The sequence below is a fragment of the Pauljensenia sp. 20925_1_25 genome (assembly GCF_041433955.1).
Lineage (GTDB): Bacteria > Actinomycetota > Actinomycetes > Actinomycetales > Actinomycetaceae > Pauljensenia.
This window is the reverse complement of record NZ_JAPWCL010000031.1, coordinates 1-17,317: the sequence shown is the minus strand read 5'-3', so window position 1 is coordinate 17,317 and position 17,317 is coordinate 1. Positions and strand designations below refer to the sequence as shown.

At 65.0% G+C, this 17,317-nt stretch carries 11 protein-coding genes and 1 pseudogene; 10 read left to right on the top strand and 2 right to left on the bottom strand.

Translation table 11 applies throughout. The annotated features are described in order from the left end of the window. Positions 1-418 (bottom strand): annotated as a pseudogene (locus tag O3932_RS10125) (CPBP family intramembrane glutamate endopeptidase); the annotation flags it as partial. A 329-nt stretch (positions 419-747) separates the two neighbouring features. Between O3932_RS10125 and O3932_RS10120 the strand changes: the two are divergent. The 9 genes from O3932_RS10120 to O3932_RS10080 all read left to right on the top strand — a co-directional run bounded on the left by O3932_RS10120 (position 748) and on the right by O3932_RS10080 (position 11,083). Then, entirely contained in the window at positions 748-2,370 is a 1,623-nt protein-coding gene (locus tag O3932_RS10120; protein ID WP_314736335.1) for an FTR1 family protein, read from the top strand. 56 nt (positions 2,371-2,426) lie between these two features. Continuing rightward, positions 2,427-3,053, top strand: a complete 627-nt coding sequence (locus O3932_RS10115; RefSeq protein ID WP_009648269.1) for an iron transporter — start codon at positions 2,427-2,429, stop codon at positions 3,051-3,053. 137 nt (positions 3,054-3,190) lie between these two features. Further along, positions 3,191-4,510: a DUF2318 domain-containing protein gene (locus O3932_RS10110; protein WP_314736334.1), complete on the top strand. Its 1,320-nt coding sequence runs from the start codon at positions 3,191-3,193 to the stop codon at positions 4,508-4,510. A 10-nt stretch (positions 4,511-4,520) separates the two neighbouring features. Further along, on the top strand, positions 4,521-5,798 hold the full coding sequence (locus O3932_RS10105) for an ABC transporter permease (protein ID WP_009648278.1): 1,278 nt from the start codon (positions 4,521-4,523) through the stop codon (positions 5,796-5,798). A gap of 5 nt (positions 5,799-5,803) precedes the next feature. Beyond that, positions 5,804-6,988 (top strand): ABC transporter permease, encoded by a 1,185-nt coding sequence (locus O3932_RS10100; RefSeq protein WP_009648271.1) that lies wholly within the window; start codon positions 5,804-5,806, stop codon positions 6,986-6,988. 10 nt (positions 6,989-6,998) lie between these two features. Further along, positions 6,999-7,814: an ABC transporter ATP-binding protein gene (locus O3932_RS10095; RefSeq protein ID WP_314567106.1), complete on the top strand. Its 816-nt coding sequence runs from the start codon at positions 6,999-7,001 to the stop codon at positions 7,812-7,814. Further along, entirely contained in the window at positions 7,811-8,374 is a 564-nt protein-coding gene (locus O3932_RS10090) for a hypothetical protein (RefSeq protein ID WP_009648277.1), read from the top strand. Before O3932_RS10095 ends, O3932_RS10090 begins: the two co-directional genes overlap by 4 nt. A 34-nt stretch (positions 8,375-8,408) precedes the next feature. Next, on the top strand, positions 8,409-9,755 hold the full coding sequence (locus O3932_RS10085; protein ID WP_371538203.1) for an FAD:protein FMN transferase: 1,347 nt from the start codon (positions 8,409-8,411) through the stop codon (positions 9,753-9,755). A 566-nt stretch (positions 9,756-10,321) separates the two neighbouring features. After that, positions 10,322-11,083, top strand: coding sequence for a hypothetical protein (locus tag O3932_RS10080; protein WP_371538197.1), 762 nt, complete (start codon positions 10,322-10,324; stop codon positions 11,081-11,083). Between the two features lie 201 nt (positions 11,084-11,284). Here O3932_RS10080 and O3932_RS10075 read toward each other — a convergent pair whose 3' ends face one another. After that, positions 11,285-14,698 (bottom strand): FAD-binding and (Fe-S)-binding domain-containing protein, encoded by a 3,414-nt coding sequence (locus O3932_RS10075; RefSeq protein WP_371538195.1) that lies wholly within the window; start codon positions 14,696-14,698, stop codon positions 11,285-11,287. An 835-nt stretch (positions 14,699-15,533) separates the two neighbouring features. On the opposite strand from O3932_RS10075, the gene O3932_RS10070 reads away from it, so the two are divergent. Then, a partial coding sequence (locus O3932_RS10070; RefSeq protein ID WP_371538192.1) for a hypothetical protein occupies positions 15,534-17,317 on the top strand: 1,784 nt, incomplete at its 3' end.

Genomic DNA, 17,317 nt, shown 5'->3' with positions numbered 1-17,317 from the left:
TAATGCCGTAGATGGCCAGGCGGGAGACAAGCTGGACGACCGCGACGACGAACCACAGGCCGAACAGTACGGCAATCTTGAGGAGAGGGTGTGTGCGCAGGTAGGAAAAAGTGGAGGCGAACTCGCGCCAGAAGAAAGTTAACACCATGACCAGGAAGACAGAATCGATCGCGATATTGACCGTGGTCAGGTCCCACGACTGCGGAATGATCGAAGCCGGCACCAGCCCGAGCAGGAAGAACGCTGCGTAGGGGATCCCGAAGATCGCGATGCGCCCCCAGTCGGCGCGGGTGGGGCGCGTGGGGGACGAGGCCGGGGTGGCGTCCGCCGTCGTGGTGACGGTAGGCAGGGGGGCGGGGAATTCGGTCGGTGTTTGTGGCGAAAGGGAGATTTCGGCGGGGTGAGGGTCGGTGGTCACGGGCTGTTGGGTGCTTCCTGTCGTTGAAGGGTGGTGCGGGGATATTCTGACAGACTTTGAAATAGAACGGCGTCTGGCGGGGGAGTGGTGACATTGACTAATCGCTGCAAGCAAGCGCGTTTATGGCATCGTGTCACTAAACAATAATTGCGGGCCTTTGGTCCCAGAAGGTGAGTGCGAGGGGGCGCTAAATAACGTTACGACGGGGTTGCAATTTAGGAGAACCTAATCGGACTACTTTTCACCTGGGCGAGATGTGGCTACGCTCAATGGGTAGAAAACCCATCATCCCGGCGCGCCCATCACGCCGGTCCCTCAGGAGGCAAGCGATGGCAGTGCTTCGTGCTCGCGCAGATCATGTTGTCCAGCGGTCTATTCGTCTTCTCATCGCCCTGGTCATGGCGTCTCTCGTCGTGGCGATTGTCGCTGTGCCGTCGCGCGCGGCCAACCAGACGTGGGGCGACGTCGCGACGACGATCAACGGCCTCATCGACGAAGGCGTGTCCACCTTTAAGGGGGGCGACGCTAAGGGCGGCAAGGATAAGGTCAACGACGCCTACTACAAGCACTACGAGATCACCGGCATGGAGAAGCAGGTCATGGCCCGCATCTCCGGTTCGCGTGTCTCTCAGGTCGAAATGGAGTTCTCCCTCCTCAAGAAGGCCATGACGGACGGTGATAGCGCGGGCGTCGACAGTTATGCCACGACCCTCAAGCAGTACATCGTTGAAGACGCCGCGTCCCTGGACGGTGTAGCCCCCGGTACGTCCTCCCAGGCCTCGTCGAACGACTACAGCCCCGGCGCGTGGGGCGAGGTCGCCAAGACTATCAACGGCATCCTTAATGACGGTGCCAACGCCTACAAGGGCGGCGACGCCAAGGCCGGTAAGGACAAGGTCAACGAGGCCTACTACAAGCACTACGAGATCACCGGCATGGAGAAGCAGGTCATGAGCCGCATCTCCGGTTCGCGCGTCTCCCAGGTCGAAATGGAGTTCTCGCTCCTCAAGAAGGCCATGACCGACAACGATTCGGCGGCGGTCGACCAGCACCTCGCGACGCTGACGAATTACATCCGCGAGGACGCCAACAGCCTCGACGGCTACACCGGCAAGACCGCTCAGGATTCGGGCACCTCCCCGTGGCTCGCTCAGTTCCTGCCTTCCCTCCTCGTGATCCTGCGTGAGGGTATGGAGGCGATCCTCGTCGTCGCCGCAGTCCTGGCCTACCTGGCCAAGGCCGGTCACAAGAACAAGGCCCCGATCGTGTGGGGTGGCGTTGCGCTCGCCTTCGCCCTGTCCATCGGTCTGGCCGTCCTCTTCAGCTACGTGACCTCCCTGGCGGGCGCGAACCAGGAACTCCTTGAGGGCTTCGCCGCGCTCTTCGCGGTCGTCATGCTCATCTGGGTCTCCAACTGGATGATCAACAAGTCCTCCAACAAGGCCTGGGATGAGTACATCAAGAAGCAGACGGATGCGTCGCTGAGCAGCGGTTCCCTGCTGGGCCTCGCCTTCATTTCCTTCCTCGCGGTCCTGCGCGAGGGTGCCGAGACGATCCTCTTCTATGTCCCGATCGTCGCGGCCGCGGGCGACAAGGTCCACTACGTGTGGATCGGCTTGGCGGTCGGCCTTGTGGCCCTCGTTGTCATCTACCTGCTCATCCAGTTCGCGGCGGTTCGCATCCCGCTGCGCCCCTTCTTCACCATTACCTCGCTGCTGATGGCCTTCATGGCCTTCACGTTCACGGGTTCTGGTATCGGGGAACTGCAGGAGGCGGACGTCGTGTCTCTGACGCCCATCTCCGGCTTCCCCACCATTGACCTCTTGGGGATCTACCCCCGAGTGGAGAACCTGGCCGCGCAAGCCATCGTTCTCGCCATCATCGTCGGTCTCTATTTCTTCGGAAAAGCTCGCCTCGCCCGCGAGGCCGCCCAGTCGCGGGCTGAGGACTGACTCCTCTCGAGCGACACCGACGTTTTACCCAACCAACACGCACAGGAGATCATCATATGAAGCGCTCTCTGTTCCGCGTCGGCGCGGCCCTGGCCACGCTGGCACTTGCAGGTACCCTGGCGTCCTGCTCCGCCGGTTCCTCCTCGTCCACTTCCAAGACGGGCACCTCCACCTCCACCTCGGCCTCCGAGGGCGCAGCGCCCGGCGAGGACGCTGGCTTCGAGGAGCAGCCCCTGGGTGACGATGTTCACGTCGGCCCGCTCGTCGTGGGCGGCGTCTACTTCCAGCCCGTCGATATGGAGCCCGAGATGGGCACCCCGGCCGCCGAGTCCTCGATGCACATTGAGGCCGACGTCTCCGCCGCCGCTGACAACAAGCTCGGCTACGGCGCGGGCGACTTCGTCCCCGGCCTGACCGTCGACTACGCGATCAAGGACAAGTCCGGCACGGCCGTCCAGGAGGGCACGCTCATGCCGATGAACGCGTCCGACGGCCCGCACTACGGCCTGAACCTGCCCAAGCTCGACGCCGGCACCTACGACGTGACCTTCACGATTAAGCCCCCCAGCGGTTGGCTGCTGCACACCGATAAGACCACGGGCGTTGAGGGCCGTTTCTGGACCGAACCCCTCGTCGCCGAGTTCCCGGATTGGCAGTGGGACCCCACCGCCGTTTCGTGGTGATCGACGCTTAAGCAACGCGGGGACGAGGCCGTGGTTCCACCTGGGATCACTGGCCTCGCCCCGCGCCCCCGTGGGGTACTACACTCGGCACCGGAGCCGCATGACTTCGGTGTGCCTTTGGTGAGAGAGGAAAGCCAATGCTTGTGCAGATGAGTGAGGCGACGCTGACGTTGCTGCTGACGATGCTTGCCGTCGGAGCCGTCATCCGCTTTATGCCCGCAGCCGGACGGGGACGCCGCGGAAAGCTAGCGCGCTCGAGGGCCGTGTGGGGCGGCATCATCGTGGGCATGGCGTCCTCCCTGGCCCTCACGATTATCAATGTTGAAGCCCCCAAGTCTGTTAACCGCCAGACCGTGGGCCTCTATACGCTGCCGATCGCGGTGGTCCTCGCCCTGATTTTTCTCGCTCTGGTTGCTGTACGCGCACGCCGGATGCGCGCCCACCTGACGGAAACCATGGACGACGAGGCTCGGGCGGCCTCGTCCATGGAGACCGCCCTGCGCGGGGATGGCCTCGTGCGTCTGGTCGGCGCGCTTTTCATTGCCTTCGCCCTGTTCCGTGCCGTACCCACCGCAATGAATCAGGCGCTCATGATGACGTCGGGCGGCGTGCAGCTGTATTCGACGCCGATGGTGCTCGCGATTGTCGGTTATGCGCTGGCGTGGGTGCTCGTGTGTTTCCTGACGTGGGTGTCGTACCGGCTGTGCGCGTGGAATAACCGCGTGTGGCCGGCCGCCGTGATCCTGGCTGCGCTGCTGTCGAACTACGCGCTGCTGTTCGTGCGCATCCTCAAGGCGAAGCGCTGGATCAAGACGTCCAAGGAAGCGTGGGCAGTCATCTCCTGGTTCATCAACAACGAGGCCGTCTTCACCATCGTGGCCGCCGTGGCCCTGGGCATCGTCGTTGTTTTGACGTGGGTGGCCTCGCGCTCCATTCCGACCGTTGGAGCCAACCCGGCCGAGGGCCGCCTGGGCCGTGCCCGCTCGCGCCTGTATAAGTCCATGGCGGGCACCGCCGCCATCGGCTACCTGTGCGGCGCGCTGCTCATCACCGTTGGTGTCGCATACGGTAGTCAGGAAGTCGAGCTGTCCGCCCCCGAGTCATACAGCGTCGTCGAGGACCAGGTGAGCGTCAACCTGGCCGACATTTCTGACGGCCACCTGCACCGCTTCGAGTACACGACCTCGGGCGGCGTGAAGGTGCGTTTCATCGTCATTCAAAAGTCCGGTTCCTCCTATGGCGTGGGTCTGGACGCGTGCGAGATCTGCGGCCCCACCGGCTACTACGAGAAGGACGGCAAGGTCATCTGCAAGCTGTGTGAAGTGGCGATGAACATCGCGACCATCGGCTTTAAGGGTGGCTGTAACCCGATCCCCATTGACTATAAGGTCTCGAACGGGACACTGACCGTGCCGATTTCGGCGCTTGAGGCCTCGGCCTCCATCTTCGCGAAGTAAAGGGACTCACGTGTTTTTCCGAATGCTGCGAGGGGCCCTCACGAGGCGCGGTAACCGCCACCTCATGATCGCCCTGACCGTCGCCCTGGGCGCGGGTGTGGCCACGTCCATGCTCTCCGTCATGTTTAACGTGGGTGACAAGGTCAACCAGGAACTCAAGTCGTACGGTGCCAATATTGTTGTGCGTCCGCAGGGCGCGGCCGTCCTCGATGACCTGTATAACACGGGCGAGGCCTCAGAGGCGCGCTCGTACCTGCGCGAGGACGAGCTAGGCAACATCAAAACGATCTTTTGGACCTACAACATTCTCGACTTTGCGCCGCTGCTGAACGTGTCGGCGACCGACGCCAGCGGCGAACACGTGCCCACGACGGGGACGTGGTTTAGCCACCACCTCGAGTTGGCCACCGGCGAGAGCGTCGAGACCGGTCTGGACAAGCTGCGCGGCTGGTGGGGTCTTCAGGGCGCGTGGCCGGCGGATGATGACGCGACCGGCGCGATCGTTGGCACGTCCTACGCCTCGGCGCGCGGCCTGAACGTGGGCGACACCTTCACGCTCACCCGCGAGGGCGTCTCCCAGGATTTCACGGTGCGCGGCATCATCACCAGCGGTGACGACGCCGACCGCGGCGTCTTTATCCAGCTTCCCGCCGCCCAGACACTCATTGGGCGTGAGGGGGCCGTCGGAAGCGTCGAGGTCTCGGCGCTGACGACCCCCGACAATGACCTGGCCCGCAAGGCCGCGAAGAACCCGAACTCGCTGAGCGTGTCCGAGAAGGAAACGTGGTACTGCACGGCCTACGTCTCCTCGATCGCCTACCAGATTGAGGAAGTCATGACGGACTCCGTGGCCCGCCCGGTCCGCCAGGTCGCCCAGTCCGAAGGCACGATCCTGGAGAAGACCCAGCTGCTCATGGTCCTCGTGACCATCCTGGCTCTCATCGCCTCGGCCCTGGCCATCGCGAACCTGGTGACCGCCGGCGTCATGGAGCGCTCCAGCGAAATCGGCCTCATGAAGGCCGTGGGCGCGAAAGATAAACAGATCATCGCCCTGTTCCTCACGGAGACGATCATCGTGGGCCTGGCCGGCGGGGTCCTCGGCTACGGCGGAGGCCTCGCTCTGGCTCAGGCGATCGGATACATGGTCTTCCACTCGTCCATCGCATTCGCGCCCGTCGTCGTCGGCCTCGTCGCCGTCCTCGTCATCCTCGTCGTCCTGGGAGCCTCCATCCCGGCGATCCGCTACCTGCTGCGCCTCAACGCAGCCGAAGTCCTGCACGGAAGGTGATGCTTATGTCCAGACGAGCAATGTTCTGGCGGATGGTCATCTCCTCCATCCTGCGCCGCCGCTCCCGCGTCCTCATCGCGATTCTCGCCGTCGCCATCGGTGCGACGACCCTGTCCGGCCTCGTCACCATCGCGGTGGATGTGCCTGCGCAGATGGCCCGCGAGATCCGCTCCTACGGCGCAAACCTCGTCGTCACGCCCGCCGGTGACGGGGTCCTCACGGACGAGGCCGTGGCCACCTCGACCGCCCAGGTGCCCGCGAGCGCTCTGGTCGGATCCGCCGCGTTTGATTACGAGACCGTCACCATCAACGACCAGCCCTACGTCGCGGGCGGGGCAGACCTGGGTGCCGTGCACGCCATGAACCCGTACTGGTTTGTGGACGGGGAGTGGCCCGAGGCCTCGGGCCAGGTCCTCGTGGGCGAGCAGGTCGCCTCGACCATCGACGTCAAGGCCGGAGACACGATCACAATCAGCCAGCTGGACGCGAGCGCCTCGTCGAAGGCTGCTGCGCAGTCCGGGGCGCAGGCCTCGGCCCTCAAGGTCGATCCGAGGACTGTCACCCTGACCGTGTCCGGCATTCTCAAGACTGGAGGCAACGAAGACGGCTACGTGTACATGTCCACCTCGGACATGGATGCGCTGACCGGGACCAGCGGCACCGTGTCGCTCGCCGAGTACTCGATCACCCTGGAAGGCGAACAGCTGAGCGCCGTTGCGGACGCGATGAACGCTGCGAACCCCGACATTCACGCCCAGACCGTGCGACGCCTCGCCCAGTCTGACGCGGGCGTCCTCACCATGCTGAGGTCCCTGCTCATCGTCATCACCGTCATCGTCCTGGCGCTGACCATGATCGGCGTATCCACCACGATGATCGCCGTCGTCACCGAGCGCCGCAACGAGATCGGCCTGCGCAAGGCCCTGGGCGCGACCGCCCGATCCATCACCCGCGAGTTCATGGGTGAGGGCGTCATGCTCGGGTTCATCGGAGGAGTCCTGGGTGCCGGGGCCGGCTACGGCCTCGCCGTCCTCATCTCCACCTCCGTGTTCCACCGGTCCATTTCGCTGCACCCCGTGATCCTCCTCGGCACGGTCGCCTGCTCGATCCTCATTGCCGTCCTCGCCTGCCTCCCGCCCGTGCGCCGCGCACTGGCCGTCGATCCCGCGCTCGTCCTGCGCGGAGAATGAGAGAGCCACCATGACTACCCCCGACACCCCCACCGCCGCCGCCGATGCGCCCGAGGCCGCCAAGGCCTCGTCGACCTCCACGGACGCGCTGCTGAGCCTGGAGAGCGTCTCCAAGATCTACGGCGACCTGCACGCCCTCGACAACGTGTCCCTCGAGATCCCACGCGGCCAGTGGGTCTCCATCGTCGGCCCCTCCGGCTCCGGCAAGACGACCCTCATGAACATCGTCGGAGCCATGGACACGGCCACCAAGGGCACCGTCATGCTCGACGGGCACGACATCTCCGACCTGACCGCCGACGAACTCACCGAGGTCCGCTGCCGCACGATCGGCCTCGTCTTCCAGCAGTTCCACCTCATCGGCCACCTGACCGCCCTCGAGAACGTCATGGTCGCGCAGTACTACCATTCGATGCCCGACGAAAAGGAAGCCCTCGAGGCTCTCGACCGCGTGGGTCTGGCCGACCGCGCCAGCCACCTGCCCCGCCAGCTCTCCGGCGGCGAGCAGCAGCGCGTGTGCGTGGCCCGCGCCCTCATCAACTACCCCAAGCTGGTCCTCGCCGACGAACCCACCGGCAACCTGGACGAAACCAACGAGGAAATCGTCCTCGACCTGTTCAACCAGCTCCACCAGGACGGCACGACCCTCATGGTCGTCACCCACGACGCGCTCGTCGCCGAACAGGGCCAGCGCGAAATCCGGCTCGACCACGGTAAAGTCGTCAAGGAAACGTGGCACGACCACGATTTTGAACAGCGCGCCTCCGGCCTCGTCCTGCCTGGCCGCGATGGCGCCGCGCGCAGCGGAAAGGACAAGGTGCGATGACCACGCCCACCACGCTCGATACCCGATCCCGCTGGGTCGCCCCGGCCTCGTTCGCGGTCCTCGGTGCGCTCGGCGCGACCATCCTGGCCGCCTGCACGCCCACCACCGGCCTCGACATGAGCAAGCCGCTCAGCGACGGCACGTGGACCGCCCAGTCCAACGCCGACGACCAGGGTTCTATCGGCACCATCACCATCACCGTCGAAGGCGGGCGCATCACAGCCACCTCCTACGAGACGACGCTCGCCGACGGCACCGACAAGGGTGCTGAATACGGCAAGAGTTCGTCGGGCGAAGTCTTCAACGAGGACTACTACAAGAAAGCACAGGCCGCCGTCGCCTCCTACCAGGAGTACTCCGACAACCTCACCCAGGTCGGCGACCCCGCCAAGGTCGATGTCATCACCGGTGCCACCGTCGCCCACCAGCAGTTCGTGCAGGCCGCGATCCGCGCCATCGCCGCCGCCCAGGGCGTCTCCCCCGACGGTGCCGACGACATCGACATTCCCGGCCTCAACGACTCCACGAAGGACAGCGACGTCGACGGCTCCGACAGCTGAGCCCGTGCCCACGTGGCGTTCCTCGTTTCCCGCGATGGGCACCCGCGTCGACATCATCGGCTGGGGCGGGAACGGCATGGCGATCGTCAACGCCATTGTCGAGGTCGTGGCGCGCCACGAGGACCTGTGGAGCGTTTTCCGGGTTTCTTCCGAGGTGTCGCGGCTCAATGCTGTTGTTGCGTCGGCTGGGTGCGATGAGGGTGTTTCCCGCGACGCAGCTGATTCCGCGGAGGCCGGCCTCGGCCTCGTCGTGAGTGAGGACACCGACCGGCTGCTGCGTGGCGCGCTGGCGCTCGCGGAGGCGACCGGGGGAGCGTTCAACCCGATGATCGGGCCGCTCGTTGCCGCATGGGACGTCAAGGCGATGCGGGCGGCGTACGTTGCGGGCAGACCCGTGCCTCCTGCGCCGTCTGGTTGTGTTGTGGAGGCTGTGTTGCGCGCGTCGTCCTGGGGGCTGTTGTCGCGCGTGGGTGAGCGGCGCTGGGCGGTGGGCCTTCCCGCCGAGTCTATCGGTGGTGCGGAGGTGCCCAGCCCGCGCCTCGACCTGGGCGGCATCGCGAAGGGGTACACCGCCGATGCGTGCCGCGACCTGGCGGTGTCCATGGGAGCGCGCGGCGTATTGGTGTCAGTGGGGACGTCGTCGGTGTCTGTGAGTGGTACTCGCGCCGACGGTTCGCCGTGGCGCGCAGGCTTGCGTGACCCTCACGGCGCGCCCACGGCGATTGCTGGCATCGTGGAACTGCCTGCGGACGGCATGGCGTCTCTGTCGACGTCCGGCGACAACTTGGGGCCGCTGGGGGATGCTCGTGCTGTTTGTGCGGGGCCTGTGGCGGGGCCCGTGGCGGATCCCGCGGTTGGGCCTGTGTCGGGGAGTGCGGCCGGGCCTGCGGCCGATCTGCCCACGCGTGAAACATCACGTGAAACATCCGGTGAGGGTGCTGCATCTCCTCGCAACGAAGGCCGTCCCGATAAGGCCGCTGGTGATGCTGCATCTCTGAATGCCGACCTTGTGGTGTCGAACGGACATGTGACTGGCATTGGGTACTCTCACGCTGATGCGCCTGGCCACGCCTATGTACCTGGTGTTGCCCATGCGGCTGCCAACTCCGATGTTCCTGTCCAGGCTGCGCGCCTGCTGGACCATCACATCATTGACCCGCGTACGGGATACCCCGCGCGTTCGGGCGTGCGGCAGGTCAGCGTCGTGGCTTCGTCGGGTGTGCTGGCGGAGGCACTGTCCACCGCGCTGCTCGTCGATCCATCTATTGATGTTTCGGACGTCGCGGCCCGCTGGGCCCGCGCGACGGGCGCCCAGGCCTCGGCGAAGGTTGTGGGCTTGGTGCGGGCGGAGCGATCAACGAGCGTTGCACTAGATGAGTAAGCAATGCACTAGATAGCACGGCATTGCACTGGCTAGTAGCTAGTGCAATGCTTCCCGAAATAGTGCAATGCTTCCCTATGTGGTGCATCGCTGCCTAAGGCTGAGCTGATATGGGGCACGGCTTGGGAGGAGTCCCGATGAGAGTATCGAACAGGGATTATCCACAGGCTTCATTATAGTGCGAGTTATCCACAGGTGTCGGTTGTGTGGGTGACGAGTGCGGCTCACATGAGGATCATCAATGTATGAGTATTCGATCGATGACGGTCCTGACATTGCCCTCACAGCGTGAGGGTACCGTTCAGCAACCATGTGCCGATACGTGTGTGTGGATTAGGAAAGGTTGCTACGTCCGTGTTGATAGCCCTGATGCGTTCACGACTATCTGGGATTCATGGGCGACAGTAGCCCAGGCCAGGCTCCTTGCGGTATGTGTCGGAGCGAAGCGGCAGGCTGTTCTCGTCGGTAATAGTGCCCTCGTTGCGCGTTCAATTCCATTGTGGGAGGCCAATCCGGATGTTGTGGCGTGGTTCGGTGTGCGACATGGAAAGCGACGATTGCCTCCTGTGAAAACGAAGGCAGCTACCGTTCCGCCGGTCTATGTCTACGCGACCACCAGTCGACCATCAGAAAACGCATTGGAAATCATAGACGGGCTTCGATGCGAATCTGTCATTGACGCGGTTGTGCGAATGGCTTGTCATTCAGAAGCTTTGAGTGCTTTCGTCGCAGCCTGCATGGTGTTGCGTCACGAGTCAGGCTTCTCGAAGTTTGCTCAAGATGAAGCCAGATGTCTGGCAGAAATGACCAAAGATAAGATGAAGGCACGTCTGATAGAACGGCGACGGTCGGCTACCTGCATTCCTTACAAGCGAGCGGAGAGAATCATAGATGCTGCCGACCCGGGCTGCGAGAACCCTGCCGAGGCTGCATTGCTGTGGGTCTTGAAGTCGGTGAGTGCCTTCGAGGTCGTGACCCAGTTTGAGATCGTTGTCAACGGGCGACGATACTTTGCGGACATCGCTATTCCGGGACTCATGATCATCTTCGAGTTCGATGGGATTGGAAAGCTCGGAAAGAACGAAGCCGACTTTGCTCGGGCGAAGCGTGACTGGATTCAGCGAGAAAATGATCTGCGCAGTGCGGGGTGGACGATATACCGGGTCTCTTGGAGGGACTACGAAGACTTCAATGCGCTTCGTGTGTGGGCGATTCAGCTTCTCCGTCCGCATCAAGTTGCTATCCCGGAGCATGCTGAGGCGTTGTGGGCGTTGCCAACTGAAGCGTGTGATGGCCCGAGTCGACGTTTTCATACGCGCAGTCGGTAGTTATTGCGCTGGTTGCTGTAGCAGTGCACTAGATAGCTGAGCATTGCACTGGATAGTAGGTAGTGCAATGCCTCCCTATCTAGTGCAATGCTCCTCTAAACAGTGCATTGCTATTTGGGGATGGGGCACACGTGAAGCAAATGCTAGTAGTAGCGAGCAGAAAGCGTGGCTATGGCGAACTCACTCCCCGATAATCAGTCCCTACTTCCCCGCCAGCAGCGTCGCCAGGTGGACGCCCCCGCGGCCCGCGAGCTGGGCTGCCTGGGTGCGGCACGAGAAGCCGTCCGCCAGATACACCGCGTCCGGCTGCGCATCAAGCGTGGGCAGCAGCGAATGCGATGCGACCGCGACTGACAAGTCGTAGTGGCCCGCCTCCATGCCGAAGTTACCGGCCAGGCCGCAGCAGCCTTCGAGTCGGGTCACGCGCGCACCCAGCGACTCGAGCAACGCCTGGTCGGTGTCCCACCCCATGACGGAGTAGTGGTGGCAGTGCGGCTGCGCGACGATCTCGACGCCCTCCAGGCTCGGCAGGCGGCGCGCGGACGCGGGCACGACCGACAGAGCCTCGGCGAGCGTTCGCGTCGCGCCCGACACGAGCGCCGAGCGCGGATCCTCGGGCAGCAGGTCGAGCAGGTCGTCGCGCAGTACCGCCGTGCACGAAGGCTCAACGCCGACAATTGGGATTCCCGAGGCTGCGAAGGGCGCGAGCACACTGAGCAACGACGTCAAGTGTTTCTTCGCGCCCGTCAGCTGACCCGTCGTAATCCACGTGAGTCCGCAGCACGCGTCCGGAGCGACGATGGGCGCAAACCCGTTCGCCTCGAGCACGTCGACGACCGCGCGCGCCCCAGCATCGTCCAGGGTCTGGCTAAACGAGTCCGCCCACACGAGCGCATACGGCCGCCCGCTGGGGTCGCGCGGGCCGCTCAGGATCGGGGAGTCCGCCATCGACGAGGCAGTGGCCGCTTCGCGCTCGCGGGCAGAGTCAGACGAGGCCGTGGTGCCGCCGCGCTCGCGGGCAGAGTCAGACGAGGCCGTGGTGCCGCCGCGCTCGCGGGCAGAGTCAGACGAGGCCGTGGTGCCGCCGCGCTCGCGGGCAGGGGCAGACGAGGTCGGGGCTGCATCGCGCTCGCGGGCCTTAAAAATGGGATTGGAAGCGTCAGAAACGTGATCCGAAGCGCCGGAAATGGGATCCGATGAAGCAGACGCAGGAACGCTACCTGCCAGCAGGTTGCGGCGGCGGGCCCACGCGGTGAAGGTGCCGGACTGGAGGGCGGGCATGCCTCGGCGAGGATCGAGGCCGATGATGCGGAAGGCGAGCGAGCGCAGGGGAGCGACCGACATGACGATGTTCGCGATGCGTGCCAGGCCGGGCACGCGCGCGGTGACGCGGGTGAGGCGCGGCAGCCAGCCGAGCGTGTAGTGGCTGAGGGGGCGCATGCGTCCCCGGTAGGTGCGGAAGAGTGCTTCGGAGCGGTAGCGTGCCATGTCGACGCCGGCGGGGCAGTCGGCGGAGCAGGCCTTGCAGGCCAGGCACAGATCGAGGGCTTCGAGGACTTCGGGGGAGTCGATGGCCTTCACGAGCTGTGAGTTCGCGGCTTCCTGGAGGATGCGGGCGCGCCCTCGTGTCACGTCTTTCTCGTCGCGTGTGGCCAGGTAGGAGGGGCACATGAAGGTCCCGGAGACTCCGGCGCGGCACTTGCCCACGCCGGTGCAGCGGTGGACGGCAGCTGTGAAGTCGCCGCCGTCGTGGGTGAACGCGAAGCCGCCGTCGGCGGGCATGGGGTGCGCGGCGACGCGCCGCAGGTTGGCGTCGAGCGGGTCGATGCCGGGCTGTAGTTCGAGCGCGCCATCGGCAGGGGCGAGGCCGGTGCCGCCAGCAGCGCCAGACACGTCAGGCGACGGCGAGGAGTCGTTGGTGGCCGCATCGTTGGGCTGGAGTGCGCTATTGGCAGGGCCGAGGCCGGGGCAGGTGGTGCGCGCGTCGTCATGATCGGTCAGGGCGGTGGCAGGCACGCCGTTTGCCGTCAGCCCGTCGGGACCCCCGCTGCGCGCCGCAAGAACCCGCGCCCGGGCGCGCGAGGCGGCCTCGGCCTCGTCCATGGGGGCGGCGAGCACCCCGGGGTTGAGGAGGTTGTCGGGGTCGAAGACGTGCTTGACGCGCGCGAACAGGTCGAGCATCTCGGGGGAGTACATGAAGCGCAGGAGTTCTCCGCGGGCGCGTCCGTCGCCGTGCTCGCCGGAGACGGAGCCGCCGTGGGCGGCGCAGATGCGGGCCGCGGACTGGAGGAACGCGCGCGAGTGGGCGACGCCTTCCGGGGTCTCGAGCGGCATGGCGAGGCGCACGTGCACGCAGCCGTCGCCGAAGTGCCCGTACAGGAGGCCGTCGATGTCGTACTCCTCCATGAGGGCGGTGAAGTCGCGCAGGTAGGCACCGAGGTTCTCGGGTGGAACGGCCGCGTCCTCGAAGCCGGGCCATGCCTGCTGGTCGCCGCCGCCTGCGCCGTCCGGCGGGGTGCGTCCGCCCAGGCCCGCACCGTCGGCGCGGATCCTCCACAGGGCCGAGGCCTGATCCCCTGGCGGGTAGACGACCGTGTCGGTGGCAGCCGAGTCGGCGCACAGGGCGCGTGCGCGCTCGAGGGAGGCGGTGACGTCTTCGCCGGGGGCGCCGACTTCGACGAGGAGCCAACCTTCGCCCTCGGGCAGGGCAGGGACGGCACCGGGGCCTTTGTGGGCGCGCACGACGTCGACGAGGCGGCGGTCCATGCCCTCCACGGCGAGGGGGGAGTGGGTGAGCAGCGCGGGCACGTCGTCGGCGGCTTCGATCATGGAACGGTAGCCGAGGGCTGCGAGCACGGGTGCGTCGGGCAGGGGTACGAGGCGCACGGTGACGGAGAGAATCAGGACGAGGGTACCCTCGGTGCCGGTGAGCATGGCGGCGAGGTTGCGCCCGCCTTCGGGGGTGAGGTGTTCGAGCGAGTAGCCGGAGACCTGGCGCTTGAAGCGGCCGAGCTGCGTGCGGATGGGGGCCAGGTTGGTGTCAATGAGGGAGGCCAGCCCGGGCACGTCGTGCAGCGCCGAGTCGTGTGAGGTTGTGGCCGTGAACCGGCGTCCCTGCCCATCGATGCACTCGAGGGAGACGATGTTGTCGGAGGTGCGCCCCCAGGCGGTTGCGTGCGGGCCGCACGCGTTGTTGGCGACCATGCCGGCGATTGTCGCGCGGTTCTGGGAGGAGGGGTCGGGGCCGAAGCGCAGGCCGTACTCAGCCGCCGCAGCCTGGAGGGTGGAGCCGACGCAGCCGGGTTCGACGGTGGCGGTGCGGGCCTCGGGGTCGATGGAGATGACGCGGTTCATGTGCCGCGAGAAGTCGAGGACGAGGCCGGGGCCGATCGCGTTGGACGCGCACGAGGTGCCGCCGCCTCGGGCGGTGAGGGGGACGCCGTGGGCGCGCGCCAGGTGGAAGGCGGCGACCGCCTGCTCGGGCGTGCGCGGGAAAGCGACGGCCAGGGGCGGGATGCGCGTGAGGCCGGCGTCGGAGGAGTAGCGTGCTCGCGTGCCGACAGAGGAGTCGACGTCGATGAGTGTACGCAGGTCCGTCAGGAAGCTCTCGCTCATGATCCCAGTGTGTCACGCGCGCGCCGCGCGGGGTGGGACTTCCCGCTGTGCGGATGGTCGTGTCGGAATTGGCGAGGTCGTGGAGCGAGAGTGGTCACGCGCGGAGCGCGTGTGGAGTGTGTCGGAGGGGTCGACGGTGCTGCCGCGAGACGCCTGTTGCTCACAACGTGGACTCAGGCGGGTTCCGGGTCGTCGATAATGAGTTTTGGGAAGGGTGTCACAGGGACGGGCATGCGTTCGATCGGCGGCATATGCGGACTGACCGGTTGAGAAGTATTCGGGTAGCGTGGAGGCAGTGTCTTATTACTAACACAATATGGAGATAGTTCATTGCGCGTCTCCTCGGACGCTGGAACTCGGGGTTCTGGCGCCGAGTATTCAATGAGGCGCAGGAATTTTCTGCCCATTGCTACCCGCCTTGCCTGTTGTGTACTGCCTGCTGCGCGATGGTTTAACCAGATGGAAGATGGTGCCGAATCTAGTTTGCGCGCGTCAAACATAATCCTACACGAGATGAATCATGCCCTGTTGTGCGTCACAAACGGTTATTCGACACATGTCAGACAAAAAGAGGGTCGAACGGTCGAAAACCGCTCCCTGTGGCCCAAAGAAGAGGGTGTGTATTAGCGCCTTTGTGGGATCATTTTATAAATTCTGTCCGCAAGGTAAGTGTTAAAAGAGTGTCTTATAGATAAAGAATGAGAGGGTGATGAGCTGTTGACATAAGACTAACATTTACACAGTATCTATTGCAATACCCCTGTGTCTTCTGCGTTTCTTTTAGAACGTATGAAACAATGGCCACGAGCGCTCCATACACGTGAAGGATAGATCGATGGCCCTGTTTGAGTTCGAGGATGGACACCTCGTGCCTGCTCAATTCGGGTACCCGGTTTCGTATGATCTGGGTCCCGAACTGGTCGACGCTATCTGCCAGCAGGTCCTGCAGATTGTGTCGCGTCCGCTGTTCCCGGTGACATGGCGTGACATGACGGGACAAGATGATGAGGAGACGCCGCGCCTGACGGCGCTCGACGTGACGGGGCAGATAGTCTCCGTTGAGATCCTCAAGCTCCTGGATTCCGAGACCCTGATTACGTCGCTGTCACGTCTGGCCATCGTCGCTTCCTTGTCCTGGTCTGACCTGGCGGGTGAGTATCCGACGGGATCCGAGGGTTTCCGCGCTGGCTGGGCGCAGTTCCGCGATTCGATGCCCCCAGCTGTCGGCCCGGGTCCCCGTCTGATCATGGTCGCCGGTGAGATCGACCCGTCGGTGCGCCCCGCCCTGTCGATCCTGGCTACCTCCGGTGTCGAGGTGCACCTCATGAACCTGCGCCAGATGTCCAACGGTCGACTCTTCCTGGACGTCAATGCTGTCGGCCCGCGCCTGTATGGGCATGCCCCGCAGCTTCTTGGAAGCGTGGCCGCCGCATCCGCGATTGCCGCGGGACCCGCCCCCGCCCCGGCCGTGCCCGAGGCACCTGTCGACTCCGAGGAGTTCGAGGCTGCCGCCGAGGAGAATCTGGACGATGCAGCCCAGGCGATCCCAGAGCCGCCCGTTCCTCCGGTCACCGATGCGGATGCTGAGGCGGATGGGGACGGCGACGCTGAGGATGCGACCGAGTCCGAGACTCCGACGACTCGCCCCACCCCGAAGGTCGCTCCCCACCTACGCGACGCCTTCCACTACTCGGTCGATGAAGAACCTCCGGCCCCCTGGAAGTCCAAGGATTCCCCCGAGGAACAGAGTGACGAGGCTGGGGCTGGCTCCGATGAACTGGTCGAGGAATTCGTCGAGGAAGAGACCGAGATCGACGACCGCGTTGATGAGGCCGCCGACGCGGTGGAAGCTGACGACGCGGATCAGCAAGTCGAGCAGGATCACGACGCGGCTGACGAGCACGCCACGGAAGCCTTCGACGATGCCGAGGAACGCATCGAGTCTGAGGGCGAGACCGACGGTAGCGACGAGCGCGAGCAGGTCGAGACTCTCGACGAGGAAGAGCGCCACGACGAGGAACGCGACCGCGGTGAGTTCGCCGCGGGCGACGCTGCCGACGAGTCCGCCGCGGACGACAATGTCGATGCCGAGGACACTCACCCGGAGGAGCACGCGGTGCACGTGGGTGACGAGCTGGATGACAACGAGCAGGGCGAGACCGGCGAACAACGATGGGAGCGCCCGGCACACCTCGGTAGTCGCGCCTCACGACGCGCCCATGTCGAGGCCGCCGAGGACCTCAACGACGGCGGAGCGACCGACGCGGCCGTGGCCTCGTCCGTCGACCACGAGGAAGAATCCCCCGAGGTCATCGCGGCCCGCGAAGGGGGCGTTCCCGTCCTCGGGCGCGATGAGGCCGGTCTGCGCACGCTCGCGCAGATCCTCGGCGAGGATACTCCCCTCGTGGCGCGCGGCGAACTCGGCCTTCCTGACGACCTGGTGCTCGCGGCCAGCGGTGCGATTTCATGCGACGGCCTGACTTATCCGTCCCTCGAGACGATGCTGACCGCGCGCGGCATGGGCCACATCGACGTGTGGTCCTTCGTCCGTATCGGCGACCGCCTGGGGCCGACGCTGGCCGAGGCCCTCGACGAGGTTAACCGCGAGATCGTCCGCGA

Bases quoted from the DNA above. Each gene is read 5' to 3' on its own strand.
- O3932_RS10120 (WP_314736335.1), top strand. From the start codon at position 748: ATGGCAGTGCTTCGTGCTCGCGCAGATCATGTTGTCCAGCGGTCTATT.
- O3932_RS10115 (WP_009648269.1), top strand. From the start codon at position 2,427: ATGAAGCGCTCTCTGTTCCGCGTCGGCGCGGCCCTGGCCACGCTGGCA.
- O3932_RS10110 (WP_314736334.1), top strand. From the start codon at position 3,191: ATGCTTGTGCAGATGAGTGAGGCGACGCTGACGTTGCTGCTGACGATG.
- O3932_RS10100 (WP_009648271.1), top strand. From the start codon at position 5,804: ATGTCCAGACGAGCAATGTTCTGGCGGATGGTCATCTCCTCCATCCTG.
- O3932_RS10095 (WP_314567106.1), top strand. From the start codon at position 6,999: ATGACTACCCCCGACACCCCCACCGCCGCCGCCGATGCGCCCGAGGCC.
- O3932_RS10090 (WP_009648277.1), top strand. From the start codon at position 7,811: ATGACCACGCCCACCACGCTCGATACCCGATCCCGCTGGGTCGCCCCG.
- O3932_RS10085 (WP_371538203.1), top strand. From the start codon at position 8,409: ATGGGCACCCGCGTCGACATCATCGGCTGGGGCGGGAACGGCATGGCG.
- O3932_RS10075 (WP_371538195.1), bottom strand. From the start codon at position 14,698: ATGAGCGAGAGCTTCCTGACGGACCTGCGTACACTCATCGACGTCGAC.